Origin of the sequence: Trinickia sp. EG282A (assembly GCF_040965455.1) — a bacterium.
Classification (GTDB): Bacteria; Pseudomonadota; Gammaproteobacteria; order Burkholderiales; family Burkholderiaceae; genus Trinickia; species Trinickia symbiotica.
Map to the genome: position 1 here is coordinate 489,356 of NZ_JBFRCC010000001.1, position 24,952 is coordinate 514,307.

Below are 24,952 nucleotides of genomic sequence, written 5' to 3' on the forward strand. Positions count from 1 at the left end.
CGGCGGCACGGCGCCCGGCGCCTGGCCGTGGAGCGGCGCGCGTTGAGCGAGCAGGACCCGGACGCCGAGCTCGTCGCGCGCGTGGGCCGCTCCGATCCCGCGGCCGCGCGGGAGCTGATCGCGCTCAAGCTGCCGCGAGTCATCGCGCTCGCTCAGCGCATGCTCGGCGATCGCATGGAGGCCGAGGACGTGGCGCAGGAGACATTCGTGCGAGCCTGGAAGCAAGCGCCGCATTGGCGCGAGGGCGAAGCGCGCTTCGATACGTGGCTGCATCGCGTCGCGCTTAACCTCTGCTACGACCGATTGCGCGCGCGTCGCGAACTGCCGTCCGCGGACGATGCCGAAAGCGCGACCGGATTCGCCGGTGCGATCGAAGAGGCCAACGAGCCGGCGCTCGAGGCGACGCTCGAGGCGCGCGAGGAGGGGGCGCGCGTGCGTGCGGCGCTGGCGGCGTTGCCCGTGCGGCAGCGCGAGGCACTCGTTCTCGGCTATTACCAGGAGCTTTCGAACATCGAGGCGGCCGGGCTCATGGGCATCACCGTCGAGGCGCTCGAAAGCCTGTTGTCGCGGGCGCGCCGCAACATGCGGGCGCTGCTTTTCGAGGGCGCCCACGGCAACCCGAAGGAAAAGGCAAATCGACGATGACGATGACACCCGAACGTTTTGGCGAGATCGTGCAGGCTTACGGCGGCGATGCGCGTCGATGGCCCGCGCAAGAACGTGCATCGGCCGAAAGCTGGGCCGCTCAGCATCGCGATGCCGCGCGCGCCCTGCTCGACGAGGCCGAGCGGCTCGACGCGTACTTGGCGCGCGACCTGATTGCGGACCCGAGTCGCGCGCTGGAGCGCCGCATTCTCGCGGATGCCGGCGCGCGGCGGCCGGACCGGAAAGTTGGCCGCCGATTGCGCCGTTGGCTCGGGCATTGGTGGCCCGGCGCCGCGCTCGCGGGCGTAGGGCTGGCCGGCGGCGTGATGGGCGCGCTCGCGGTGTCGCTGCTGATGCTGACGGGCAACCCACAGCCCGCCGGCCCGCAAGAGCCCGGCTATCTGACGACGGCGTTCGGTCCCACCGCTGCGGACGGGAGTGCGGAATGACGGCCCGCGGTTGGAAGCTGGCCATCATCGGCTCGCTCGCGCTGAATGTCTTCCTGATGGGCGGGATTGCCGGCGCGGCTTATCAATGGTTCACGACGCGCCATGCCTCCGCGGCAGCCGTGGCTGCGCGAGCCGACCCGCATGCACTGCGTTTTGCGGCGGCGGATCTGTCGCCCGAGCGGCGCAAGCAGTTCGCCGACGCGTTGCGCGAGGCGCGCCGCGCAGGCCGGCCATTCGCAGAGGCGGCGCGCGCGGGTCGACGAGAGGTACTGCACGCGATCGGCGCGCAGCCGTTCGACCGCGCCGCCCTCGATGCGGCGCTCGCGAGGACGCGCGATGCCGATCTTGCCGTGCGTACGCGCGTCGAGACAGGCGTCGCGGACTTTGTCGCGACGCTGACGCCCGACGAGCGTGCGACGTTCGCGCAGAGCCTCAGGTCGCGCGGGCAATGGCGCGAGCCCGAGCGAGCCGCGTCGGGCACGGCTGTATCGCCAGGCGCGGGTGCGGCGGCTTCGGCGAACCGCTAGTCCGCCTGAGCCCGCGGTTCAGTCAAATTGACGTGCTCTGATTGCGATGGGCGAACCGTACGCGTTCCGCGTTCCCCATGAGCGCGAGAAATTGGTCGACGTCCATATGGACGAGGGCTTCGTGGTCGCCGGCTTCGAAGTAGACGTCGGGTTGCCGCGTGAGCGCTTCGTCGAGATAGGTCTGCATGCCATAGGCCGTGCCGACCGGCGGTAACGCGCCCAGATCGCAATCCTTGAACAACTCGCGCGTATCGGTTTCCTTGGCGAGGGTCAAATGGCGCCCCGTCTTGGCCCAAAGCTCGGATAGCCGCACCGAATGCGTCGACGGCAGCACCGCCGCAACGTAGCCGTGCTCGTCTTCGAGAACGACGGTCTTCGCGAGGCGGTCGCCGGGCACGTGCGCGGCCACGGCTGTCTCGACGCTCGAATGGCTGTACGGGTGACGGACAATGTCGTAGCGGGCGCCCGTGGTGCGCAGGCACTCCTCGAGGGTGGTAGACATGGACATGGCGCACCTCCTTCGATAGGACGAGTGAACCCCTCCGCAACACGGAAGCGGCCCGATGAGGGAGCGCGCCGGATTCGCGGAAGGTTCTCATAGCATAGGCGGCTTTGGGGACGGGCGCGGCAAGGCCCCCGATTCCGAAACGGAGTTTCCGGGTTTTTTAAAAAAGTGCGACGGAAAAATCGGACGATCCCCGTTTAATGCAGGTATCCATCGCACGGACGAGGGGAGCATGGCCGACAAACTTCATTTGACCGCCGCCGGCATCGCGCTCAACCGGTTCGGCCTCGGCGCGCGCCCCGACGACGCGGCCCCCGCCGATCCGAGAGCGTGGCTGCTCGAGCAGCTCGATGCCTATGAGCCGTGGCCGGCAGCCTGGGCGGGCGAGCCCGGCGCGAACGTCGCGTTCGAGCGGTATGCCGAGGCGCGCCGCGAGGCCGCGGCGAAAGCGGCGAGCGAAGCGGCCGCGAGCCGGGCGGCGAGCCAGGGAGGCGATGCGATGGCGAATCGCACCTTGAATTCGGCGCCGAATCGCCATCCCGAGCGAGCGCGCGGCCAGCCGGCCAATGCGGCTATCGCCAGCCAGGCCGCCGGTCAGACTCCCAAGCAAGCGGCGAGGCAGGCCGTGCGTAGGGAAGTGCGCGACGCCTATCTGTCGGCGGTGGACGCGCGTGTCAACAGCGCGCTGGCGACCAACACGCCCTTCGTCGAGCGCCTCGTGCACTTCTGGGCCAATCACTTCGCGATCTCGACCGAGAAGCCCGAAGTAGCGGCACTGGCGGGCGCATTCGAAGCGGAGGCGATCCGTCCCTATGTGCTCGGCACGTTCGAGGAACTGGTGGTCGCCGTCGAGCGCCATCCCGCGATGCAGATTTTCCTCGATCAAGTTCGCTCGGTCGGTCCCGACAGCGTCGCGGCGTTACGCGCGAGCGCGCGCGATCCGGCACACCCGCGCGGGTTGAACGAGAACCTCGCGCGCGAAATCATGGAACTGCATACGCTCGGCGTGCGCACGGGCTACACGCAGGCCGACGTCACCGAGTTCGCGCGTGCACTGACGGGTTGGAGCGTCGTCGGTCCGCAAGGGGGCCGCGCGGGCGGCATGACCAAGACGATGGCGGGAATGGGGAAGTCTCCGGCGTCTCGGTCCGCAGCGCCTCAGCCGGTAGCACCTCAGCCGGTAGCACCTCAGCCGGCCGCACCTCAGCCGGCAGCGCCTCAGCCGGTAGCAGGCAATTTCATCTTCCGCCCCGAGCTGCACGAACCCGGCGAGCGCACGATCATGGGGCGCCGCTATGCCGAGGAAGGCGAGGCGCAGGCGGTTGCCGTGCTCCACAATCTTGCCGCCTCACGAGCCACGGCGCGCCATATCGCCTTCAAGCTCGCGCGCCATTTCGTCTCGGACAATCCGAGCCCGTCGACGATCGAGCGGCTCGCGAGCGCATTCGAGACGAGCGGCGGCGATCTGCCGACCGTCTACCGCGCCTTGATCGCATCGCCCGAAGCCTGGGCGTCGCTTCCGGTGAAGTTCAAGACGCCATGGGACTGGACGATCTCCGCGCTGCGTGGCATCGGCGTGCCGCGGCTCGACGATCGGCAACACGCGGCGCCCATGCTGACCCAGCTCGGCCAGCCCGTTTGGCGTCCCGGCTCGCCGGCCGGCTATGACGACGTGGCGGCGAGCTGGGCGGCACCCGATGCGCTGATGCGGCGCGTCGAGCTCGCGCAGCGTCTCGCGGCGCGCGTGGGCGACGGCGTCGATGCGCGCGAGCTCGGTCCGCGGCTCATGGGCGGGCCGCTAGAGCCGGCCACCGCGCTTGAAATCTCGCGCGCGGAAAGCGCCCCGACGGCGCTTGCGCTGCTGCTCGTCTCGCCCGATTTTCAAAGGAGGTAGGCCATGGTTTCGCGTCGCAGGTTTTTGACGGTTTCGGCGGCGGGGGCGGGCGCGATGCTCGTGGCTCCGTATTTCGCGTTCGCGCGCGCCGCGACGACGCGTCGCTTCGTCTTCATCATTCAGCGCGGCGCCGCCGACGGCCTCCATATCGTCGTGCCCTATGCCGAGCCCGCCTATGCCGCCTTGCGGCGCGAACTCACGGTCGACGTCTCGGCGGCCAGGAAGCTCGACGGCACGTTCGCGCTGCACCCGTCGCTGCAACGGACGGCGGAGCTCTATGCGGCCGGGCAGGCGCTCTTCGTCCACGCCGTTGCCACGCCTTATCGCGACCGCTCGCATTTCGACGGCCAGAACGTGCTCGAGACGGGCGGCACCTCGCCGTATCAGTTTCGCGACGGCTGGCTGAACCGACTCGTCGGCATGCTGCCGACGAATCGCGCGCAGGCGATCGCCATTGCGCCGACGGTGCCGACGGCGCTGCGCGGCAAGTCCGAAGTGACTTCCTATGCCCCGTCGGGCTTGCCCGGCCCGTCCGACGATCTCTTGCTGCGCGTCGGCCAGCTCTACGAGCGCGACCCTCAGCTGGGGCCGCTCTGGAACGCCGCGATGGCGACGCGCGAGATGGGCGGGCCGACCGGGGCGAAGCAGGATCCGTTTGGCATCGGCAAGCTGGCCGCCGGCTTTCTCGCGCGCGACGACGGTCCGCGCATCGCGATGATCGAGACGGGCGGATGGGATACGCACAGCGCGCAGAACGGGCGGCTGGCGGCGCAACTGAAGGCGCTCGACACGATGATCGCCTCGCTGCGCGATGGCCTCGGTCCTGTCTGGGCCGACACGACCGTTCTCGTCGCGACGGAGTTCGGCAGAACGGCGGCGGCGAACGGGACGGGTGGAACCGATCACGGCACGGGCTCCGTGGCGATGCTGCTCGGCGGCGCCGTGGCCGGCGGGCGCGTCGTGGCGGACTGGCCTGGCTTGCGCAACGCCGACCTCTACGAGGGACGCGATTTGAAGCCGACGGCTTCGCTCGATGCCGTGATTGCCGGCGCGGCGGCAGAAACGTTCGGGCTCGACGGGCAGCGCACAGCGGCGGCACTGTTCTTGCAGAAAAGCGAACGTAAGCCGTTCGAGGGGCTCGTTAAGGCTTGAGCAGGGGCAGGGGCATCTGACGTAGGTGGCTCGCCGCGCGTCTGGAACGAAGCTTGCACGACGGCTTGAATCGCAGGCTCGTCGAAAGCGAGGTGACATGACGATCGGCTGCCCCGAATGCGGTGCGCTCGAGGACATTCCGCCGCTCACGCGGCGCATGATGGCGCGCTGCCGTGTCTGCCACTTTCCGCTCGAGCGCAGGAGCGGTCGCAGTATCGGCGCGGCGCTGGCGTGCTCGCTGACAACGTTCGTGCTGCTGTTCCCCGCGAACCTGGCGCCGCTCATGAGCGTTCACTTGCTGAACGGCGAGCGCACGTCGGTGCTGGGTTCGGGCATTGTTCAGATGTGGGGAAGCGGCTACCCGATCCTCGCGGCGCTGCTCGGCATGTTCGGCATCGTGCTGCCGTTCTTTCGCTTCGGCGGCCTCACGCTCGCGCTCGGTGCGGTGTTGCTCGGCTGGCGCTTCAAGGGGCTCGGCTCACTCTACCGCTGGACGCTTTCACTCGACCTGTGGGCCATGCCCGACGTCTTCCTCGTCGGCTGCTTCATCGGCTACTCGCGCGTGACGCAGAACCTGACGGGCACCGTTGGCCCCGGCGGATACTGCTTCGTGGTTGCCGCGCTGATGTCGATGCTGACTCGGGCGACGCTCGACAGCCGCACGGTCTGGCGCGCCCTTGAGCCTGAGCACTGGCCTCATAAGGGTGAGCCGGCGCTCTCGTGCACCGCCTGCGACCTCATCTCACCGATGGAGCTCGAAGGGTATCCGTGCCCGCGCTGCGGACTGACGCTGCGCACGCGCAAGAAAGATGCGGTCATCCGCGCCGCCGCGCTCTCGCTTGCCGCGCTTCCTCTCACCGTGCCCGCGAACCTTTACCCGATGACGATCTCGACAGAGATGGGACAGGACATCTCGGCACGCATCATCGACGGCGTCGGCGACTTGTTCAAGGTCGGCCTGTGGCCGCTCGGCGTTCTCATCTTCTGCACGAGCATCGTGATCCCGGTCGCGAAGATCGTCGGCATGGCATGGTTCATCACCTCGGTCCTGCGCCGCTCGCGCCGGCATTTGCGTGTCAAAGCGCATCTTTATCGATGGATCGACGAGCTCGGACGCTGGTCGAACGTCGACGTCTTCACGATCGCCGCGTTCGTGCCGCTGATCAGCTTCGGCAACATGGCCTCCGCGCGGCCGGCGCCGGGCGCGACGGCCTTCGCGCTCGTCGTCTTCTTCACGATGTTGGCTTCGCGAGCCTTCGATCCGCGCCTCATGTGGGATGTGCATACGAGGAAAAGGCGAGCGAACGAGCCGCGCCGCTCGCCGCCCGCGAGCTTGCCCACGCCCCCCGGAACGCTGCCATGACCGAAACGCGCGAAGCCCGATTGCGGCGCACGCAGGCCGAGGTGCGCCGCAGCGCCTGGCCCGGCTGGATCTGGGCCGTCCCGATCGCGGCGTTCGGCGTCGCGGGATGGCTCGGCATCCGCGCGCTCACGCATAGCGGGGAGACTGTCACCGTCACTTTCGACAACGCCTACGGCATGAAGGCCGGCGATACGATGGTGACGCTGCGCGGCGTGAAGGTCGGCGACGTCTCCGACGTCGAGCTCGCGCCCGATGGACAGCATGTCGACGTCAAGCTCGAAATCGATCGCAAGCAGGATCGCTACCTGCGCAGCGGGACTCGATTCTTTTTGAAAGGCGCTGAGCTCGATATCAGCGACCCGTCTTCGCTCAAAGACTTGCTGTCGGGGCCCGAAATCGCCATGGAGCCTGGTCCGGGCAAGCCGGCCCGGCACTTCACGGGCAGCACGAAGCGTCCCGTGCTGACGGCGTCCGGGGGACCGGCGATCGCCTATGACTTGCGGTTCGACGGCGCCGTCGGCAAGCTCGAGGACGGTGCGCCGGTCGAGCTCCGCGGCTTCGAGGTCGGCGCCGTCACGAGCGTGCACCTCGCTTACGATCCGGCGACCGGCACGCTGAGCACGCCCGTGCGGATCGCGATCGAACCCTCGCGGCTCGGCATCGGTGCAGTGGCGCGGCCCGCGAACGGGGACTGGCGCCCCGTCGTCGACGACATGATGAAGCGGCTCGTTGGCGAGGGGCTGCGCGCGAGCCTCGCGCAAGATCCGCCGCTCGTCGGCCCGCGCAAGGTGAAGCTCGAATTCGTGTCGGGCGCGCCGCCGGCGTCTTTGGTAGCCGGTGCCGATGCGCCCGTGATCCCTAGCATCGCCCAGCCCGATATCGATTCGATCACATCGAAGGCGGACCAGGTGATGAACAAGGCCAATCATGTGATGACGAAGATCGACGCGCTGCCGATCACGGAAACGGGCAACGACGTTCGCCGCGTGGCGGCTCGCGTCGGCGCGCTTGCTTCATCGCCGCAAGTGGCCGACAGCATCGCGCATATCGACCGTGCCGTGACCGAGATCGATCGCACGATGCGGGAGGTATCGCCGCAGATCGGCCCCCTCGTTGCTCAACTGCGCGAAACGGCGAGCGCCGCCGACAATGCCGTGTCCGCCGCGAACCGCACGATCGGCGGCGATGCGACGAGCCAGAACGATCTGCCGGCCGCGTTGCGCGAGATGACCGATATGGCGCGCTCCGTCCGCGCGCTGGCCGACTACCTCGATCGCCATCCGGAGGCGCTCGTGCGCGGCAGACAAGGGGGCGGACAATGAGGGGAAGAATTAAGCGAACGCGGGCATGGCGGAAGGCGACGATGCGATTCGCGGCAGTGGCGATGCTGTGGGCGACGATGCTCGCGGCCGGATGCGGCCATAGCCCGCCTACTCACTATTTCGCGCTCGATGCCGTCCCCGCGTCGGCGCCCATTGCGTCCGGACCGCTGCCGCCCGTCCAGCTCACCGCCGTCCACATTCCGGCGATGGTCGATCGCCCCGAAGTCGTGACGCGTGTTGCCCCGAACCGTCTAACCGTCGGCGACAGCGACCGCTGGGGCGCGCCGCTCGGCCAGATGATGCGCGGCGTGCTGGCGCAGGATCTCTATAGCCGCCTGCCGGCCGGAGCGTTCGTGTTTCCGGACGCGCCGGCTCCCGCCGATACGCGCAAGCTCGTGGTGACCGTCCTCGATCTGGACGCCGACGCGAATGGCGCGCTGACGTTGCAGGCGGCGTGGACCTTGATGGCGGGGCGCGGAGCCCAGCCCGTGCTGACGCGGGAGACGACTCTCGCGACGCACGGTTCGGGCAGCGGGGCCGCGGCGCAGGCGGCCGCGCTGAGCCGTGCGATGGGCGAACTCGCGGATCGGATCTCGGAGTCGATCGGCGGCCATTGATGGGACAGCACACTGGCAGGCATGCCAAGTGCTCGCCCTGTTTTTCCAAAGATAAGCATGGAGACCCTATGGAGCCCGCCGGCCGCGCGCTGATTCGGCCAGACCATGCCACCGGACACTTCGTCCGCTTTTACCACTCGGATGGGCAACTGATCGACGAGGTCGTCGAATTTGCAAGCGATGCGCTGCGTCGCCGAGGCGGCGTGATCGTGATCGCCACGCGCGCGCATCTTTCCCTTCTCGTCCCGCGCATCGCTGCATTTCGCGCCACGGACGAAGATACATCGCCCGCGATCGAGGGGCGCTTCGAGGCCGTCGATGCGGAGGCGGCACTCGCCGAATTCATGGTGGACGGCTGGCCGGACGAGGGGCGCTTCTTTGCGACGATCGGTGGTCTGCTGGCAAAAGTGGTGAGCATGACGGCCGCGAGCGCGCCCGTCCACGCATACGGCGAGATGGTCGCCGTGCTTTGCGCGTCGGGGCAATACGAAGCCGCCGTGCGTCTCGAGCAACTCTGGAACGAGCTCGCCAGGCGCTATTCGTTCACGCTTTTTTGCGCGTACCCGGATGACTTGTTCCGGGACGCGGAGCAAAGCGGCATCTTCGATCGCATTTGCCGGGCTCACACGCATGTGCTGCCGAGCGAGGTGCTCGAGCAAGCCACGGAATCCGATGCCTTTCGGCTCATCGCGCAGTGGCAGCAGAAAGCTGCCGCGCTCGAGGCGGAGGTCGAGCGCCGCCGCCGAGCCGAGGCGGTGAAGGACGAATTCCTCGCGATGCTGGGCCACGAGCTGCGCAACCCGCTTTCGCCGATCGTGACGGCGCTGCAGCTCATGCGGATGCATCCGGACCCTCGTACTTCGCATGAACTCGCGATCATTCAGCGCCAGGTCGACTATCTGGTGGGCCTCGTTGACGATCTGCTCGACGTCTCGCGCGTGATACGCGGCAAGATCAAACTCAAGAAGCGGACCGTGCGCGTTGCCGACGTGCTGGCGAATGCGGTTGAGGTTGCGAGTCTGCTGCTCGAGCAGCGCGGACACGAGCTGCTCGTCGACGTCGAGGCCGATTTGAAGTGGAACGTCGACGCGGCGCGGATCGCGCAAGTCGTCTCCAACCTGCTGACGAATGCCGCGCGCTATACGGCCGAGCGAGGAAAGATCACGCTGTCGGCGTCGCGCGAAAGCGACGATACGATCGCCGTTAGCGTGCGCGACAACGGCTCAGGCATCCCTAAGGAGATGCTGCCGCACGTCTTCGAGCTGTTTTTCCAGGGCAAGCGCAGTGTCGATCGCGCCGAGGGCGGCCTGGGTCTCGGCCTCGCGCTCGTCAAAAGCCTGGTGGAATTGCATGGCGGAGCCGTGAGCGCGAGGAGCGACGGCCCCGGTTCGGGCAGCGAGTTCACGATTCGCCTGCCGGGCCAGCCGTCGCGGCGCGATGCGTCGCGCGAGGCGGGCGAGCCTCGTGCGCACGAGGCGGTGGTCGTAAAAAGACGCGCGCCGCGGCCGCGACGCGTGCTGCTCGTCGACGACAACGTCGATGGCGTCGAAGCGCTCGCGCTGCTGATTTCGGAGTGCGGCCACGAAGTGCGGGCCGTCTACGATCCGGCGTCCGCGCTGCAGGTCATCCATCAGTTCGTGCCCGATATCGCCATCGTGGACATCGGGCTCCCCGTCATGGATGGCTATCAATTGATCGGCCGATTGCGCGCCGCGCTCGGTCCTGACCGGTGCCGTTTCGCCGCGCTCACGGGTTACGGTCAGGAAGCGGACCGCAACCGCAGCCGCGAAGTGGGATTCGACAATCATTTCGTGAAGCCGGTCGATCCTTCGAGCCTGTTGCGGTTCATCGACGAATCGCCCGTGCCGGAGGCCTAGTTCGGTCAGGGCTCTTTCGCATCAGCCTCCCGCGGCGAGCCTCGCGTGCATCGCGTCTTCGAACCGGTGCAGCACGTCGGGGGCGGCATCGGTGACGGCCCACCAGACCATGCCATGCTCGCGCCAGCGGACGAGCGCATACCCGTCGCGTACGAGCGCCGGCGCGCCGGCTTCGGCCTCGGCGGCCGCCCCCGATTCCGCATCGGGGAACACATAGGCGTCGACGACATGCTTGCGATAGCGATAGACGAGGACGGCGACGCGGCGATGCCCGACGTAGTCGAGGCGCCCGCCGACCAGCGCGAATCCGCTCGATGCGAGGTCTTCCACGGGCGGGGCATAGTCGAGCCGGCCGTTGAACCACGGCTTCACCGTGTGCTGATCGGTCGAGACGACGTCGATGTCGCGTCCCGACAACTGCGCGCGAACGTGGCTCGAAACAAGTTCGTCGACGAAGGCGCCCGAGGCCGTCTGCCGCGGATGGAACGCGATCGTGACGGCGACGACGGCCGCCGCCGCGAAGAGCGCGAAGCCCATGGCGCCTACGGTGCCCAGCGTGCCGAAGCGGGGCGCGGTGCCGACTCCCGCACGCGCGCCCGCCGCGCTGCCGCCCACGAAGCGTGGCAGGCGCCATCCATCGAGCCATGACCTGTTGCGTGCGGGGCGGCGCGGTTCCGGAGCCGGCCCGGGTTCGGTCTTCGCTTCGGGCTCGGCTTCGGGCGCCGCCTGCGGCAGCGCTGCCACGATGCGCGAACGCAGCGGCTCCGGCGCTCGATGATAGACGGCCTGGCGTACGATGCGGCTGACGCCGAGTACGGCTTCGCTCTCGCGGCGGCATTTCGGGCATTGTTCGAGATGCGCTTCGACGTGCCGGGCTTCGGACGAGGAAAGCTCGCGATCGACGTACGCGTCGATGAGCGGCCGCACTTCTTTGCACTCCATCAGGCGTCTCCCTCGCAAATTGGGCCGGGCTCGGGCGGTTGCCGACTCATCGGCGCTGCCGCTTGCGAGCCGCCGGCGCTGCCCGCCGCGAGCCGCGCTTTCAACAATGTCGCGAGCTTGCGCCGCGCGCGCGTCAGGCGCGACATGACCGTTCCGATCGGAAGATCCGCGATGGCCGCGATGTCGCGATAGCTCATGTCCTCCAGCTCCCGCAGGATGAGGACTTCGCGGAACTCGACCGGCAGTTGGGCGAGCGCCTCGTGCACGAGGCGCGTATTCTCCTCGCGAATCAGCAATGCCTGCGGATCGCTCGGCGCGGTGCTCCAGCCGTCGATTGCCGTATCGTCGGCCTGGTCGATCTCGTCGTCGAACGCGGCCACCTCGTGGGAGGAGCTGCGCCGTTGCCACTCCGTGTACCAGGTGCGGCGCACGATCGCGAGCAGCCACGGCCGCGCGTTCTCGCCGTGGAACGAATCGAAGAAGCGGAACGCGCGCATGAACGCCTCCTGGACGATGTCTTCCGCGTCGCTCGTGTTGCCGGCCAGCCAGCGCGCAAGGTTGTACGCCGCATCGAGATGCGGCAGCGCCATCTGCTGAAAGCGTCGGCTGCGCTCGGCGTCGTCGCGCGAGCGTTGACCCTTGCTGTCGATCTCGGCCACCGTGGCCCCTCCGGGTTTTACGGCTCTATACCGGCCGCGCGCCCAGTTTATTCCCGTGTCACCGCTCGCGGTAGTCGATCGCATGAGCGCTCAACGGACGACGATCCGTCCGACCATCATCGGATGAATCCCGCAGTAGTACTGATAGGTGCCGGGCTTCGCGAGCACGGTCGCGAACGAATCGTTCGTGTCCAGCGCCTGCGAGGGTTTGAACGCCCCGCCGACGCTGACGACGAGATGCGGTTCCTCGTCGCGGTTGACCCAGACGATGCGCGCGCCGGCCGGCACGGTGATCTCCTTCGGCTCGAACGCGAAGTTGCGGATTTCGACGTTGTAGGTGGTCGCCGTGCCGCCCGAGGGCGATGGCGCAGCGGTGTCGCCGGCGCGCGCCGCGGGCGTGAGAAAGACGAGCGGGGCGAGTGCCCCGGCCGCCAGGCAGACGCTTACAACGCGACGCCGCGCAAGTTGTCGGTTCATGCGAGTCATGCCAAGGTCTCCTCGGTCAATGCGAGCGTCCCGCCGGTCTGTACGCGGCGCACCGAGCGCACACCGATATAGTCGGCCAGCTTGCCGGCCGGCAGGTCCTTGAGCGGGCCCGGCCCCGGGCCGACGCCGGGCGCCGGCTGGGGGTAGGCCGTCGAGCGCGCCGTATAAAACGTGACATGGCCTTCCACCTTTTGCTGGATCTGGTGAATGTGCCCGTTCAAGACCGTGACCGAGCCGAAGCGGTTCAGCAGCGCAAGGGCTTCGCCCGAATCGTCGGTGCCCCATCCCCACGACGGGTAAAGCGCCCAAAGCGGCATGTGCGCGAAGACGACGATCGGCGTCTCGGCCGAGCGGCCCGCAAGATCGTTCTTGAGCCACGCGAGCTGATCGGGGCCGAGCCAGCCTAGGCCGCCCGCCTTGAGATTCAGCACGTTGATGAGCGCGATGAAGTGCACGCCGCGATGATCGAAGCTGTACCATCCCCCTGGGCTGGCCTCCTCGTGGCCGAAGCGGCGAAAGAACTCGGCGCCGTTGTCGCCGATGACGTCATGCTCGCCGGGCACATAGCACTGCTGTTGCGTGCGCGAGGCGCGCATGAGTTGCGCGACCGTATCGAACTCGTCGGGCTTCGACAGATGCGTGAGGTCCCCGGTGTGCACGATGAAATCGGGGCGTACGGGTTGCGCGTCGATGCGCTCGAGCGCGGCTTTCAGTGTCGAGGTGACGTCCGGATTCGGCGCCTTCGTGAACCCGATATGGGAATCGCTGATCTGCATGAAGCTGAACGTCGCGTTGCGGCTTGCATCGGCCGTGTCCGCGTCGCCGAGCGTGCGCGCCTGCAGCACGCCGCCTTGCATGAGCCATAGCGTCCCCGCGCCCGCCCATGCCATGCATTTGAGGAAGTCGCGCCGGCCGCTTTCGATACGGCCTTTATCGTTGTCATCCATGTCCTTCTCTCCCGGTAATCGAATGTCGAGATACGTGGCAGGCCTGGCAGGCCCGATCGCATGACGTTTCGGACGTCGATGCAAATCGAGGCGTCCTTGCCACGTATTACCGGGGATGGGGCGGGAATATTCCCGCTTTGAGATTGAGCGGCGTAAGGGGGACTAGACGGAGGTCATCGTTATCGATACTGTCGGCGCCGCACGCCGCATCTCGAAGAGGCGCGCGGCTCCCTGCGATCGCTTAGCGCTGATCGCTTATCGGTTCAGCGAGTGGCGATGTACATCGTCACTTCGAAGCCGAAGCGCAAATCGGTGTAGGCGGGTGGGGTCCACTGCATGATTGTCTCCTCGAAGAAATTCGATACGGTTGCGCCGGGCGAGCTGCGCGGCGTGACAGTCCAAGCAAGCGCTATGCCGAATATCCATCTGAAGCGATGGGGACCCCGGCGACCTCGTAATCGTTCGTAGTCCTGATGGATTGCGAGGTGTCGGCGGGCGAGGGAACTGATGGAACGGCTGACAAGGCCGGCGATGGCGTCGATTCATTGCCACATGTGTTGCATCTGGGCACAGGGACTGTCGCATCCTGAGACAGCGGTGGACACAGTGTACTGTCGAATGCGCGACGCGCTTAGTCGTCGCCGTTCGCCCTCTTCGCAGTGGATGCCACCGGCATTTTGCGGTAGATCGTGGCGCGCGAGACGCCGAGCGCGCGGGCGGCCGCGGACACATTGCCGCCGTGGCGCGCGATAGCCGCTGCGATCGCGGACAGCGTGAGATCGTGAAGTCGCGTGCCTTCTGTGCCCGCGAGCGGCTCGCGAGCCGGCGCGGCGGCGTCGGGCGCAGCGCCTGCGCTCATGTCAGTGTTCGCGTTCATGTTCTGCGAGCCACAGCCGCTGGCCGCGCGCATCTCGAGATCCTCGAAGAAATCGTCGGGAAGGTGTTCGCGCCGTATCTCGCCGTCGTCGTCGACCATCGCGGCGGCCGTGCGTAGCAGATTGCCGAGCTGTCGGAAGTTCCCCGGCCATGCGCATTGCTCGAAGAGCGCCATGACCTCCGGCGCGATGGCGAGTCGCCGGCCGTCCGTCGCGCAAGCCGTCTCGTCGTCGAGCATTTTTTCGATGACGACTGCGAGGTCCGTCCGCTCACGTAGAGGCGGCAGCTTGACGACGAGCCCGTTGAGCCGATAGTACAGGTCTTCCCGAAAGCGGTTTTGCGCGATCATCTCGCGGAGGCTGCGATGCGTCGCACAGACGACTGCGATGTCCACGGGGATCGACTTCGTCGATCCGAGCGGGTTGACGACACGCTCCTGCAGCACGCGCAAGAGCCGCACTTGCAGCGGGTACGGCATGTCGCCGATCTCATCGAGAAAGAGCGTTCCTCCGTTCGCCTGCAGCACCTTGCCGAGCGCGCCTTTGCGCCGCGCGCCGGTGAAGGCGCCTTCCTCGTACCCGAAAAGCTCCGATTCGATCAGCGTCTCGGGAATCGACGCGCAGTTGACGGCCACGAACGGTCCTTCGCGGCGCGGCGAATCGTTATGGATGGCCTGCGCCAACAGCTCCTTGCCGGTGCCCGTCTCCCCAGTGATCAGAACGGGGATATCCTTGCCGATGACCTTGCGCACCTTGGCGATGACGGACGCGACTTGAGCATCGCCTGTATCGAGATGTGCGAGCCGCACCGCGTTCGTCGCGGCACCCGCTTGTGCAGGACGCGACTCGGCACCGCGCTGCGTCCGATCGGCCTCGCGCGGCCAACCGCTGTCCGTCATCGTGGCCCGCCGGTAATCGACATGCGCGCATACGACGGCGCCGTTGTGCAGGTTCAGCGCGACGATCGAATCGCGACTCGTGCGCGACTTGTCGATGAGCTCGCCGCTCGTCAGGCCGAAGAGCGACGCCAGCGTATGCGCGCGTAGCGCCGTGAGCGACAGGCCGAGCTGGAACTGTGCGCTGCGATTGGCCGACAGGAAGCGCCCGTCGAACGTGAAAGCCGCGATCCCTTCCATCAGCGTGCCGAGAAACTCGGGGCGGCTATGAAACGAGATCTGCAGCGCATCGCGGAATTTGCTTGCGAAGAGATGATTCTCGATCATTTGCACCGACATCTTCGCGAGCGCCATCGTGTGCTGATGATAGCTGCGGTAGTCTCCCGTCACGTCGAGCACGCCCGTGAGATCGCCGTACGGATCGAGGATCGGCACGCTCGAGCAGGTGAGAAACCGATTGGCCGCGAGGTAGTGCTGGTCGCCATGCACGACAGTCGCGCTGCGCTCGGCGAGCGCGGTGCCGATCGCATTCGTGCCTTGACGGTCCTCGGCCCAATTCGCGCCGGGCCGCAGCGCGACCTTCTCGGCGCGTCGCAGAAAATCGTCGTCGCCAATCGAATGGAGGATGAGGCCCTGAGCATCCGTCAGCACGATCATGCTTTGCGTATTGACGATCTGCTCGCGCAGCGTCTCCATGACAGGCAGCGCATGCGCCGTCAGCACGCGATTCTGCTCGCGCTTGACCGTGAGATCGGGGGCCGGCAGCACGTCATAGTCGGGCTGTGTCGACGATTTGAGGCCGAAGCTTTCCGAGCGCTCGTGCGCTTTCTGAATGCACGGGGTCAGCCAGCCCTCGGTGGCCGAGAGCGGATTCGCGGCCTGGCCCGGGTCGTTGCGCATTGTCTCCTCCTTTCGGGCGGCGGCACGTGGCCGACGCGCTTCATGACGCCGCTTGCTGCAAGTTCCGCGCCAGAATGAGCTTCCCGACCGAGGCGATGTTCGGCGTCCGCGCATGCGACGAGTGCGATGGCGGCGGCATCGCGCGCATCGGTTTACGATGGGGCCCATCGCCGGACAGCGATATCCGGATTATCCGCAGTTTCCGGCCTTACCCGAGCCGAGCGTTGATGACGGTCAAAACCCGAGTCCTTTTATGCGTACTCCTCATTTCAACGACGAATCCTCGAAGGCCGCCCTCGTCAAGCGTCACTTGATCCGCGACCGGCACCGCATCGCGTTCACCGTTGCCGGCGCGGCCGATGGCATCGCGGTCGCGGTCCTTCATGGCGGGCCCGGTAGCGGAAGCCAGCCGAGCGTGCGGCGGCTTTTCGACCTCGCTCGCTTCAGAGTCGTTCAAATCGACCAGCGCGGAGCGGGCGCGTCACGGCCGCACGGGAGTGTGCGCCACAATCGCACGGACAGGCTGATCGGCGACATGGAGGCGATCCGCCGCGAATTGGGCATCGAGCGATGGGGCGTGCTCGGCGGCTCGTGGGGCGCCTCGCTAGCGCTCGCCTATGCCGGAATGCATTCACGGCATGTGACGGGCGTCGTCGTGCGCGGTGTCTTCCTCGCGTCGCGCGCCGAGGTGCGCAAGCTTTTCGTCACGTCGCGCGAGCGCGCGCCGCGTGAGTGGGCGCGCTTGTCCAAGGCCGCTTCGACGAACCGTCCAGGATCGTTGCTGCTCCGCTGCGAACGAGCGCTGCAAACGCGTGGCGACCCATCGCGACAGCGGGCCGTTGCGCTGGCATGGCAAGCCTACGAAGAAGCCGTCCTCGCATCGGCGAATTCGCGCCGCGTGCTCCGTCGAAGAGCACGCACGCGCGTGGCCGAGCGCCGCTCGATCGGCAAGTATCGAATTCAAGCCCACTACCTGATGCATGATTGCTGGCTCGGCGAACATCGCCTGCTGTCGCTCGCTCGTCGGGCCGCGCAGGCCGGCGTACCCATCGCCGCGATACACGGCTCGCGCGATCCCGTTTGCCCGATCGACAATCTGCGCCGCCTCGCGGGCGCGATTCCGCAGCTGCAAACGACGCGTGTGCGCGCGGGTCATCTCGGCAGCGAGCCCGCGCTCGCTCGCGGTGTCGCGCAGGCGATCGAAACGATGTTCGGCACATCGTCGGGCTCACGATCGCCACATCGGGCAGCGTAAGCCCGCGCTTTCCCTCCTGCCTCATCGCGCGCCTGCTCGCGGCGCGCCTTCCCCTCAGCTCCTCAGTCGCTGAGCCCTGCCTCGTTCGAGTCCCCGCCGACTCGTCATTCGATCGGGGCTATCACGCCGCATCGCTGTCTCGCCGATGAACAGATCCGTCCCAACTGTTCCATGTTGAGACAGCGATGCGTCGCAACGACGCTGTCGATCGACGCATGAAAAAGTGAGCCCATGTGCCGCGAGGCCAACGCGCATCAAGCGTTGCGGGCCAATGGCATATGAGTTGCGTAGAGCGCCGCACCGCGATCCAACCAACGCACAGCAACCGCGGAGCGACAGTGCATTGCCGATGACGTCGTTATGGACGACGCAGCTACGGCAACACGAATCGATACATCCATCAGGAGACAGACATGAGTAGAGGTCCGGCCTCAGCCATTACGGCGATGGCACTTGCGAGCGCACTCGCCGGCGTTCTGAGTCTCGGCGCGCAGCGCGCAGCAGCAGCCGACGAATATCCGCCGGTGACGTACGAGCGTCTCGCACACGCTCAGGACGATCCAGGCTGGCTCACCTATTACCGCGCCTACGACGGCCGCTCGCATTCGCCGGCCAAGCAGATCGATACCTCCAACGTCGCCGGGCTCAAGCAAGTCTGGAGCTACAAGTTCCCGGCGGAACTCCAGCAGGGCTTCGAGGCGACGCCGATCGTGAACGGTCGCTACCTGTTCGTGACGGGGCCGAAGGACAACGTCTACGCGTTCGATGCGATCACCGGCAAGTCGCTGTGGCACTACGATCCGAAGCTCGGTCCCGAGGCCTTCAAGAACGCGTGCTGCGACGTCGTCAATCGTGGCGTCGCGCTCTACGGCAAGAACGTCTATGTCGCGATGCTGAACGGCGACATCGTCGCGCTCGACGCGCAGACCGGAGAAGTGAAATGGAAGAAGCAGATGTTCGACCCTGGCACGGGCTACGCGTTTTCGCTTGCGCCGCTCGCCCTCGACGGCGCCATCGTCGTGGGCAACTCGGGCGGGGAATACGGTGCGCGCGGCTTCATCGTTGCCGTCAGCGCCGATGACGGCTCCGTTCTCTGGAAGCGCAACACGATCCCCGCGCCGCAAGAGAAGGGCGGCGATACCTGGCCGAAGGGGATGTACGAGCACGGCGGAGGCGCGGCCTGGATGACGGGCACCTTCGATCCCGAATCGAAGACGCTCTACTGGGGCGTCGGCAATCCGGGGCCGTGGCTGGCCTCGACGCGCCCCGGCGACAACCTCTATTCGGATTCGATGCTCGCGATGGATGCGAAGACGGGGGACATCAAATGGCACTTCCAGTACACGCGCAACGACACGTGGGATTACGACGGCGTCAATCCGGGCATGTTCGCGAAGATCCAGTATGAGGGCAAGGATTACGACGCGTTGCTGCACTTCGATCGCAATGGGTTCTTCGATGCGATCGATCGCCAGACGGGCAAGCTCATCTATGCGAAGCCGTTCGTGAAAGTCACGTCCGTGACGGGCTATAAGGCCGACGGCACGCCGATCCAGGATTCGGCGATGTACCCGAAAGTCGGCACGACGATCGACACCTGCCCGAGCTTCCTCGGCGGCACGAACTGGTGGTCGAAGTCCTACGATCCCGCCACGCATCTCGCGTTCGTTCCCGCGCTGCATGGCTGCATGCAGCTATCGGGCAAGGACATCGACTACATGGAAGGGCTGCCTTACCTCGGCGAGGGTTTCACTATCCATCCCGAACCGGGGAGCAAAGGCTTTGGCGAGCTCGTGGCGATCGATGCCAACACCGGCAAGAAGGTCTGGAGTCACTGGAGCAAGATGCCCTGGAACGGCGGCATCGTGACGACGGCGGGCGGCCTGCTTTTCTCCGGCGCGCTGGACGGCCACCTCTACGCCTTCGACGAGAAGACCGGCAAGGTGCTCTGGAAGAGCTCCCAACTCGCAAGCGGCATCGTCGCTCAGCCGTCCGTGTTCGAAGCCGGCGGCAAGGAATACGTCGCGGTTCTCGCCGGCTACGGCGGCGCAAACCCGATCTGGGGAGGCCCGATGGCGAAAGTCGCCGACAAGGTTCCGCGCGGCGGCACGCTCTACGTGTTCGCGCTTGGCAAACGCTGATTGTTTTTTTCAAGCTGGAGCGCAACACCATGAAGATTCGATTGAACTCGTTCGCCCTTGCAGGGGTACTGCTCGCAGGCACCATGGGGGCGGCGTCCGGCGCACCGGCCGATGCGACGACGACGGCATCCGCGAACGTGCCGTCCTTCGATAACGCTCAGGTCGCCCATGGCAAGAGCCTCTATTCGAGCGCCTGCGCGAAATGCCACGGCGCGAGCCTGCAGGGCATGGCGGGGCCGGCCCTGAGCGGCCCGGCGTTCGCGCCCGCCGGCCACTCCCACCTGACGATCGGCGGCATCTACAAGTACATGTCGTCGAACATGCCGGCCGATCGCCCCGGCCAGATGAAGGATCAGGAGTACGCCGACATCATGGCCTTCCTGCTGTATTCGAACGGATATCGCGCGAAAGCGACGAAGCTCACCGCCGATATGGCGCGCACGTCGTCGACGCCGCTCGTCGCCGGCCCGGGGCAATGAAGCGGCTGGCCGTTGCCGTCAAGCGAATGAACGCTGCAAGCGCGTAAGCGCCAACAATCTGTGACTCAAAGGAGACACGCGATGGACATGTTCGACCTGAAGAAGCTTGGCCTCGATATCGAGTACCCGTACGCGAAGCAATACGAGAACTACATCGATGGCAAGTGGGTGCCGCCCGTTGGCGGCGAATACTTCGACAACCTCTCGCCGATCAACGGCAAGCCGTTTTGCCGCGTGCCGCGCTCCGGTGCGGCCGATATCGACCTCGCGCTCGACGCCGCGCACAAGGCTCGCCGCAAGTGGGGCAAGACGTCGGCGACCGAGCGCTCCAATCTTCTGCTCGCCGCGGCCGAACGCATGGAGAAGAACCTGAAGCTGCTCGCCGTGGCGGAGACGATCGACAACGGCAAGCCGCTGCGCGAGACGATGGCCGCCGACCTGCCGCTCGCCGTCGACCACTTCCGTTACTTCGCGGGTTGCGTCCGGGCGCAGGAGGGCGGGATCTCCGAGCTCGACGACAACACGGTCGCCTACCATTTCCATGAGCCGATCGGCGTGGTCGGCCAGATCATTCCGTGGAATTTCCCGCTGCTCATGGCGGCCTGGAAGCTGGCGCCGGCGCTCGCGGCCGGCTGCTGCATCGTCATGAAGCCCGCCGAGCAGACGCCGGCCTCCGTGCTCGTGCTGATGCAGCTCATCGGCGACCTGTTCCCGCCGGGCGTGATCAACATCGTCAACGGCTTCGGCAAAGAGGCCGGCGAAGCGCTCGCGACGAGCAAGCGTGTCGCGAAGATCGCGTTCACCGGCTCGACCCCGGTCGGCAAGCATATTTTGCGTGCCGCGGCCGAGAATCTGATTCCGTCGACGGTCGAGCTCGGCGGCAAGAGCCCGAACATCTTTTTCGCCGACGTGCTCGATCGCGACGATGCGTTCCTCGACAAGGCGCTCGAAGGCCTCGCGATGTTCGCGCTGAACCAGGGCGAGGTCTGCACGTGTCCGTCGCGCGTCATGATTCAGGAGTCGATCTACGAGCGTTTCATCGAGAAGGCCATCGCGCGCGTGCAGGCGATCAAAGCCGGCCATCCGCTCGATCCCGGCACGATGATCGGCGCACAGGCATCGCAGCAGCAACTCGACAAGATCCTCTCGTACATCGATATCGGCCGGGGCGAGGGCGCGACTTGCCTGACGGGTGGCGAGCGCAGGAGCCCGGCCGAGGGTCTCGCAAGCGGCTATTACGTCATGCCGACGATGCTGCTTGGAAACAACAAAATGCGCGTGTTCCAGGAGGAGATCTTCGGCCCCGTCGCATCGGTGATGACGTTCAAGGACGAAGCCGAAGCGATCGAGCTCGCGAACGACACCTACTACGGACTCGGCGCCGGCGTGTGGACGCGTGACGGCACGCGCGCGTATCGCATGGGCCGGGAAATAGAAGCCGGTCGCGTATGGACCAACTGCTACCACCTTTATCCGGCGCATGCCGCGTTCGGCGGGTACAAGCAGTCGGGCATCGGACGCGAGACGCACAAGATGGCGCTCTCGAACTACCAGCAGACGAAGTGTCTGCTCGTCAGCTACGACGCGAAGCCGCTCGGCTTCTTCTGATCGGAAGCAGGGTATCGCAGCCGGCGGGAGGGGCGGCGGTCGTCATGCGGATGGCAGCCGATGGGGGCCTGCCGATCGCTGAACGGCGCCGACCAAAAAGAAAACGCCGGGTGTCTCGGAACCCGGCGTGAATTGCACGTACAGAGCGGAGCGGTTGACGCTCCGCGGACCCACAGGTCCCCGAGGGGACTTCCTCGGGGAGCCCCGTAACGATGCTCCCTGAGGCGCGCAAGAGCAACGCGACGCCCGAAGGCGACCGCGCGCGTTGGTGTTGCTTAGAACTTGTGGATGATGCCGGCGCCGACGGCGATTTGATTCTTCGTCGTCGATGCGCCGATGCCGTCGCCGATGTTCGCCGTTGCATTCACGACAGAGATGGTGGTCGCACCGGTCGTCGTGCTGCTCGTCGCGCTAAGCGTTTGACCCGACGCGTGCTGATACGCTTCGAGCACGTAGATGCCGGTGCGCTTCGACAGCGAGTAGAACTGCGACAGGTTGAACTGGTTGTACGTCGCGCTACCCGCGCCGTCAGCCGCGGCCTTACGCGTGTAGCTGTAACCAGCGGCCAGGTCGAGCGTCGGCATGGCCTTCCAGTGCACCACGGCGCCAGCCGTGTTGAAGACGGCTTCGTTCGTAAAGCCCGAACCGGCACCCGGGAGGTACTGGACGTTCGTGTACGAGAACGAAATGTCGAAGTTCGGGGTGAACTGCCAGCCGCCCGTCACGCCGATACGTTGCTGCGCGCGTGCGAACTTGTAGCCGTTGTTGATGCCCGACACGGCCGGTTCGTTGCTCGTGTCCGCGATGCCGGTGCCGCTGCCGTTGGCGGTGGCCGAATTCCAGGCGGCGCTGCTCGTGCGCGTGTTGTTGATATGCTGGTAACCGACGCCGAGGCCGAACGGACCCGCCTTGTATTGCGCGGCCAAGCTCCATACGGAATCGGTCGCTTCGCTGCCGGCGACGCCGCCGAGCGCGTACATACCGCTCACCGTCAAGCCGTAGAGCGTCGGCGAGGTATAGACGACGGCGTTATTGGTGCGGTAGCTCGTGTCGAGCGAGTCGATATCACCCGGGTGTGCGCCGAACGCGCCCGTCAGCCACGTCGTCGGGCTCCACGGCGAGAGCAGGGTGTAATAAGGCGTGTACTGACGGCCGAGCGTCAACGTACCGTAGGCGTCGTTCGTCACACCGACGTAAGCTTGGCGGTTGAACGCGAGGTTGGTGACAGCCTGGGCGCCCGTCGCGCTGTTGAAGCCTTCTTCCAATTGGAAGATCGCCTTAGTACCGCCGCCGAGGTCTTCCGCACCCTTCAGGCCGAAACGGCTGCCCGCCCAGACGCCGTTGAGCATCTTGAACACGTGGGCGCCGCCGGTCTTCGCGCCGGTCGACGACGAATTGTTGATATAGCCAAGGCCTGCATCGACGATACCGTACAGCGTCACGCTGCTCTGGGCGTTAGCGGCGCCAGCGGCGAGCCCGGTGACAGCCATCGCGACCATCGTGGTAAGTACACGCTTCTTCATCAGATCTCCAAGCTTTCGAGACTTTACGTTTTGATTTGCGACCTACAGCGACTTTTGTGACGCTTATAAGTCATCGTACAACAGCGAACCGACAGCATTTTCGGCGGGTCGGATCGTTTGGAGGCATTAGGGAAAATCTCTATGTAATCATTTGTTGGCTGATAGTAGTCGGACAACATATGATGGGCGCCCGGCCGCTGATCGCACGCCACCGGGGGGCGTGCCACTGCGTTCAGCGGCCGATGCAAGCCGGCGTCAGGCGGATGTCAGCGCGTGAGCGGCTCTGGACCTAGAACAGAAAGACAGGAGAAGAAATGCGCAATTGGACCGTGCGAGGCAGCCTGCTGGTGGCCCTGGTGTTGTTTGCGGCAATGATGGTGATCGGCGGCTTCGTCAGTGTGGGGGCGCTCGAACGCGCCAACGCCAGCGCCACGCACGAGCGTGACATGGCGCGGCAGGTCATCCTCGTCAATGACGGCTACAAAGACACGACGCGGACCCGCTCGGCGCTGACGAGGGCTTATGCGGCGCTCAAGGAGAACGGCGACAAGAGCACGCGCGATGAGGCGCTGAAGAGCGCGCAGGTCACCATCGATCGTGCCGCCGAGGAGACCGAGGCCTTTCGCCGGGCGGCGGGCTTCGAGGGGCTCGATGATGCGCTGAAACAACAGTTGCTCGATGCATCGGATCGGCTCGCCGTCCATCTGAAAGCCGCCTTCCAAGCGTTGCAAAACGACGACACCGCCGCCTACGTCGTGATCAACGACCGCGACATCCGCAACGACGGGATCGCTTACTCCCAAGCCGTCGAAAAGTTTCAGAAGCTTTCCCATGCGCTCGCCGACGATTTGGCCGCGCAATCCGAGCGCGAGTATCGCTGGGTCTTCACCATGGTGGTGGTGGGCGTTGCGCTCGCGCTGGCGGTGATCGTCGCGACGCATTTTGCCCTGCGGCGTATCGTCATCGCGCCGCTGCGGCAGGCGGCGGCCGTGCTCGACCGGATCGCCGCGAACGACCTGACCGTCGACGTGCCGCAAGCCGGCGCGAACGAGATCGGGCAGCTTTTCTCGGCGATGCGGCGCATGCGGCAAGGCCTCTGGCAGGCAGTCTCCGGCGTGCGGGAGAATTGCGACGCGATCCATACCGCCGCCCGCGAAATCGCCGCGGGCAACCTCGATCTGTCGAGCCGGACGGAGCAGCAATCGGCATCGCTCGAGGAAACGGCGGCGAGCATGGAAGAGCTCACGTCGACCGTCAAGCGCAATGCCGACAACGCGCGCGAGGCGAGCGGCCTCGCATCGAGCGCGGCCGAAGTCGCGGCGCGCGGCGGCGACGTCGTCGAGCGAGCCGTCAAGACGATGAATGCCGTATCGGCCAGCTCGCAAAAGATCGCGGACATCACCGGCATCATCGACAGCATCGCATTCCAGACCAACATACTCGCGCTGAATGCGGCCGTCGAATCGGCGCGCGCGGGCGAGCTCGGGCGCGGTTTTGCCGTCGTCGCGGGCGAAGTGCGATCGCTCGCGCAGCGCAGCGCCGCGGCCGCCCAAGAGATCAAGACCTTGATCGGCGCATCAGTCGAAGACGTGAAGAACGGCAACGCGCTCGTCGCCGAAGCCGGGCGTACGATGAGCGAAATCGTCGCGGCGGTCGGCGAGGTCGCGACGATCATGGCCGAGATCACATCGGCAACTGCCGAGCAAAGCATCGGCATCGAGCAGGTCGGCCAGGCCGTGAGCCAGATGGATCAGGTCACGCAGCAGAACGCCGCGCTCGTCGAACAATCGGCGGCCGCGGCGAGCGCGCTCGAGCAGCAGGCGAGTGCGACGGCGCAGGCAGTTGCCGCGTTCCGCCTGAGTGCAGCCTGAAGAAAGAAAGGGCGACGAG

The 24,952-nt window shown here is 66.3% G+C and carries 21 protein-coding genes and 1 pseudogene; 14 read left to right on the forward strand and 8 right to left on the reverse strand.

From position 1 onward, the window contains the following. The first annotated feature begins 27 nt into the window (after nucleotides 1–27). From AB4Y31_RS02190 to AB4Y31_RS02200, 3 genes are read left to right on the forward strand one after another with little or no spacing between them, the layout of a single operon-like run. Nucleotides 28–645 carry an RNA polymerase sigma factor gene (locus AB4Y31_RS02190; protein ID WP_368672511.1) on the forward strand — a complete coding sequence of 206 codons (618 nt, stop codon included), beginning with the start codon at nucleotides 28–30 and terminating at the stop codon, nucleotides 643–645. 2 nt (nucleotides 646–647) lie between these two features. Next, nucleotides 648–1,094 carry a hypothetical protein gene (locus AB4Y31_RS02195; protein ID WP_368673427.1) on the forward strand — a complete coding sequence of 149 codons (447 nt, stop codon included), beginning with the start codon at nucleotides 648–650 and terminating at the stop codon, nucleotides 1,092–1,094. Continuing rightward, nucleotides 1,091–1,621: a periplasmic heavy metal sensor gene (locus tag AB4Y31_RS02200; protein WP_368672512.1), complete on the forward strand. Its 531-nt coding sequence runs from the start codon at nucleotides 1,091–1,093 to the stop codon at nucleotides 1,619–1,621. The genes AB4Y31_RS02195 and AB4Y31_RS02200 overlap by 4 nt, the downstream gene beginning before the upstream one ends. A 22-nt stretch (nucleotides 1,622–1,643) precedes the next feature. Here the strand turns inward: AB4Y31_RS02200 and AB4Y31_RS02205 are convergent, their stop codons facing one another. Continuing rightward, complete coding sequence (locus AB4Y31_RS02205; protein WP_368672513.1) at nucleotides 1,644–2,129, reverse strand: aminoacyl-tRNA deacylase; 486 nt, start codon at nucleotides 2,127–2,129, stop codon at nucleotides 1,644–1,646. A 229-nt stretch (nucleotides 2,130–2,358) separates the two neighbouring features. Between AB4Y31_RS02205 and AB4Y31_RS02210 the strand changes: the two genes are divergently transcribed. From AB4Y31_RS02210 to AB4Y31_RS02235, 6 genes are all read left to right on the forward strand, one after another. Next, a complete protein-coding gene (locus AB4Y31_RS02210; protein ID WP_368672514.1) occupies nucleotides 2,359–4,020 on the forward strand; it encodes a DUF1800 family protein in 1,662 nt (553 codons plus the stop codon). Between the two features lie 3 nt (nucleotides 4,021–4,023). Next, a complete protein-coding gene (locus AB4Y31_RS02215; protein WP_368672515.1) occupies nucleotides 4,024–5,172 on the forward strand; it encodes a DUF1501 domain-containing protein in 1,149 nt (382 codons plus the stop codon). Between the two features lie 97 nt (nucleotides 5,173–5,269). Beyond that, nucleotides 5,270–6,535, forward strand: coding sequence for a paraquat-inducible protein A (locus AB4Y31_RS02220; RefSeq protein ID WP_368672516.1), 1,266 nt, complete (start codon nucleotides 5,270–5,272; stop codon nucleotides 6,533–6,535). After that, entirely contained in the window at nucleotides 6,532–7,857 is a 1,326-nt protein-coding gene (locus AB4Y31_RS02225) for an MlaD family protein (RefSeq protein ID WP_368672517.1), read from the forward strand. Before AB4Y31_RS02220 ends, AB4Y31_RS02225 begins: the two co-directional genes overlap by 4 nt. Nucleotides 7,858–7,898: 41 nt before the next feature. Further along, nucleotides 7,899–8,474 carry a membrane integrity-associated transporter subunit PqiC gene (locus AB4Y31_RS02230; RefSeq protein WP_368672518.1) on the forward strand — a complete coding sequence of 192 codons (576 nt, stop codon included), beginning with the start codon at nucleotides 7,899–7,901 and terminating at the stop codon, nucleotides 8,472–8,474. Between the two features lie 68 nt (nucleotides 8,475–8,542). After that, nucleotides 8,543–10,351 (forward strand): ATP-binding protein, encoded by a 1,809-nt coding sequence (locus tag AB4Y31_RS02235; RefSeq protein WP_368672519.1) that lies wholly within the window; start codon nucleotides 8,543–8,545, stop codon nucleotides 10,349–10,351. Between the two features lie 21 nt (nucleotides 10,352–10,372). On the opposite strand, the gene AB4Y31_RS02240 is transcribed toward AB4Y31_RS02235, so the two are convergent. From AB4Y31_RS02240 to AB4Y31_RS02265, 6 genes are all read right to left on the reverse strand, one after another. Beyond that, nucleotides 10,373–11,293 carry an anti-sigma factor gene (locus AB4Y31_RS02240; protein ID WP_368672520.1) on the reverse strand — a complete coding sequence of 307 codons (921 nt, stop codon included), beginning with the start codon at nucleotides 11,291–11,293 and terminating at the stop codon, nucleotides 10,373–10,375. Beyond that, nucleotides 11,293–11,952: an RNA polymerase sigma factor gene (locus AB4Y31_RS02245; protein ID WP_368672521.1), complete on the reverse strand. Its 660-nt coding sequence runs from the start codon at nucleotides 11,950–11,952 to the stop codon at nucleotides 11,293–11,295. The genes AB4Y31_RS02240 and AB4Y31_RS02245 overlap by 1 nt, the downstream gene beginning before the upstream one ends. A gap of 90 nt (nucleotides 11,953–12,042) precedes the next feature. Further along, nucleotides 12,043–12,438: a cupredoxin family copper-binding protein gene (locus AB4Y31_RS02250; protein ID WP_368672522.1), complete on the reverse strand. Its 396-nt coding sequence runs from the start codon at nucleotides 12,436–12,438 to the stop codon at nucleotides 12,043–12,045. Continuing rightward, a complete protein-coding gene (locus AB4Y31_RS02255; protein ID WP_368672523.1) occupies nucleotides 12,435–13,385 on the reverse strand; it encodes a metallophosphoesterase in 951 nt (316 codons plus the stop codon). The genes AB4Y31_RS02250 and AB4Y31_RS02255 overlap by 4 nt, the downstream gene beginning before the upstream one ends. Nucleotides 13,386–13,648: 263 nt before the next feature. Then, complete coding sequence (pqqA, locus tag AB4Y31_RS02260) at nucleotides 13,649–13,723, reverse strand: pyrroloquinoline quinone precursor peptide PqqA (RefSeq protein ID WP_102607172.1); 75 nt, start codon at nucleotides 13,721–13,723, stop codon at nucleotides 13,649–13,651. Between the two features lie 293 nt (nucleotides 13,724–14,016). Beyond that, the gene (locus AB4Y31_RS02265; RefSeq protein WP_368672524.1) at nucleotides 14,017–16,056 is read right to left on the reverse strand and encodes a sigma-54-dependent Fis family transcriptional regulator; all 2,040 of its coding nucleotides are present in this window, start codon (nucleotides 16,054–16,056) and stop codon (nucleotides 14,017–14,019) included. Nucleotides 16,057–16,309: 253 nt separating this feature from the next. Here AB4Y31_RS02265 and AB4Y31_RS02270 point away from each other — a divergent pair, with 253 nt between their 5' ends. The 4 genes and pseudogenes from AB4Y31_RS02270 to AB4Y31_RS02285 all read left to right on the forward strand — a co-directional run bounded on the left by AB4Y31_RS02270 (nucleotide 16,310) and on the right by AB4Y31_RS02285 (nucleotide 21,539). Then, complete coding sequence (locus AB4Y31_RS02270) at nucleotides 16,310–17,311, forward strand: alpha/beta fold hydrolase (protein ID WP_368672525.1); 1,002 nt, start codon at nucleotides 16,310–16,312, stop codon at nucleotides 17,309–17,311. 446 nt (nucleotides 17,312–17,757) lie between these two features. Next, a complete protein-coding gene (locus tag AB4Y31_RS02275; protein ID WP_368673428.1) occupies nucleotides 17,758–19,452 on the forward strand; it encodes a PQQ-dependent dehydrogenase, methanol/ethanol family in 1,695 nt (564 codons plus the stop codon). A 125-nt stretch (nucleotides 19,453–19,577) separates the two neighbouring features. Next, nucleotides 19,578–19,931 (forward strand): annotated as a pseudogene (locus tag AB4Y31_RS02280) (c-type cytochrome); the annotation flags it as partial. Between the two features lie 81 nt (nucleotides 19,932–20,012). Further along, the gene (locus AB4Y31_RS02285; protein WP_368672526.1) at nucleotides 20,013–21,539 is read left to right on the forward strand and encodes an aldehyde dehydrogenase family protein; all 1,527 of its coding nucleotides are present in this window, start codon (nucleotides 20,013–20,015) and stop codon (nucleotides 21,537–21,539) included. 275 nt (nucleotides 21,540–21,814) lie between these two features. Here the strand turns inward: AB4Y31_RS02285 and AB4Y31_RS02290 are convergent, their stop codons facing one another. Then, complete coding sequence (locus AB4Y31_RS02290; RefSeq protein WP_368672527.1) at nucleotides 21,815–23,062, reverse strand: porin; 1,248 nt, start codon at nucleotides 23,060–23,062, stop codon at nucleotides 21,815–21,817. Nucleotides 23,063–23,376: 314 nt separating this feature from the next. On the opposite strand from AB4Y31_RS02290, the gene AB4Y31_RS02295 reads away from it, so the two are divergent. Continuing rightward, on the forward strand, nucleotides 23,377–24,933 hold the full coding sequence (locus AB4Y31_RS02295) for a methyl-accepting chemotaxis protein (protein WP_368672528.1): 1,557 nt from the start codon (nucleotides 23,377–23,379) through the stop codon (nucleotides 24,931–24,933). The last annotated feature ends 19 nt before the right edge of the window (nucleotides 24,934–24,952 follow it).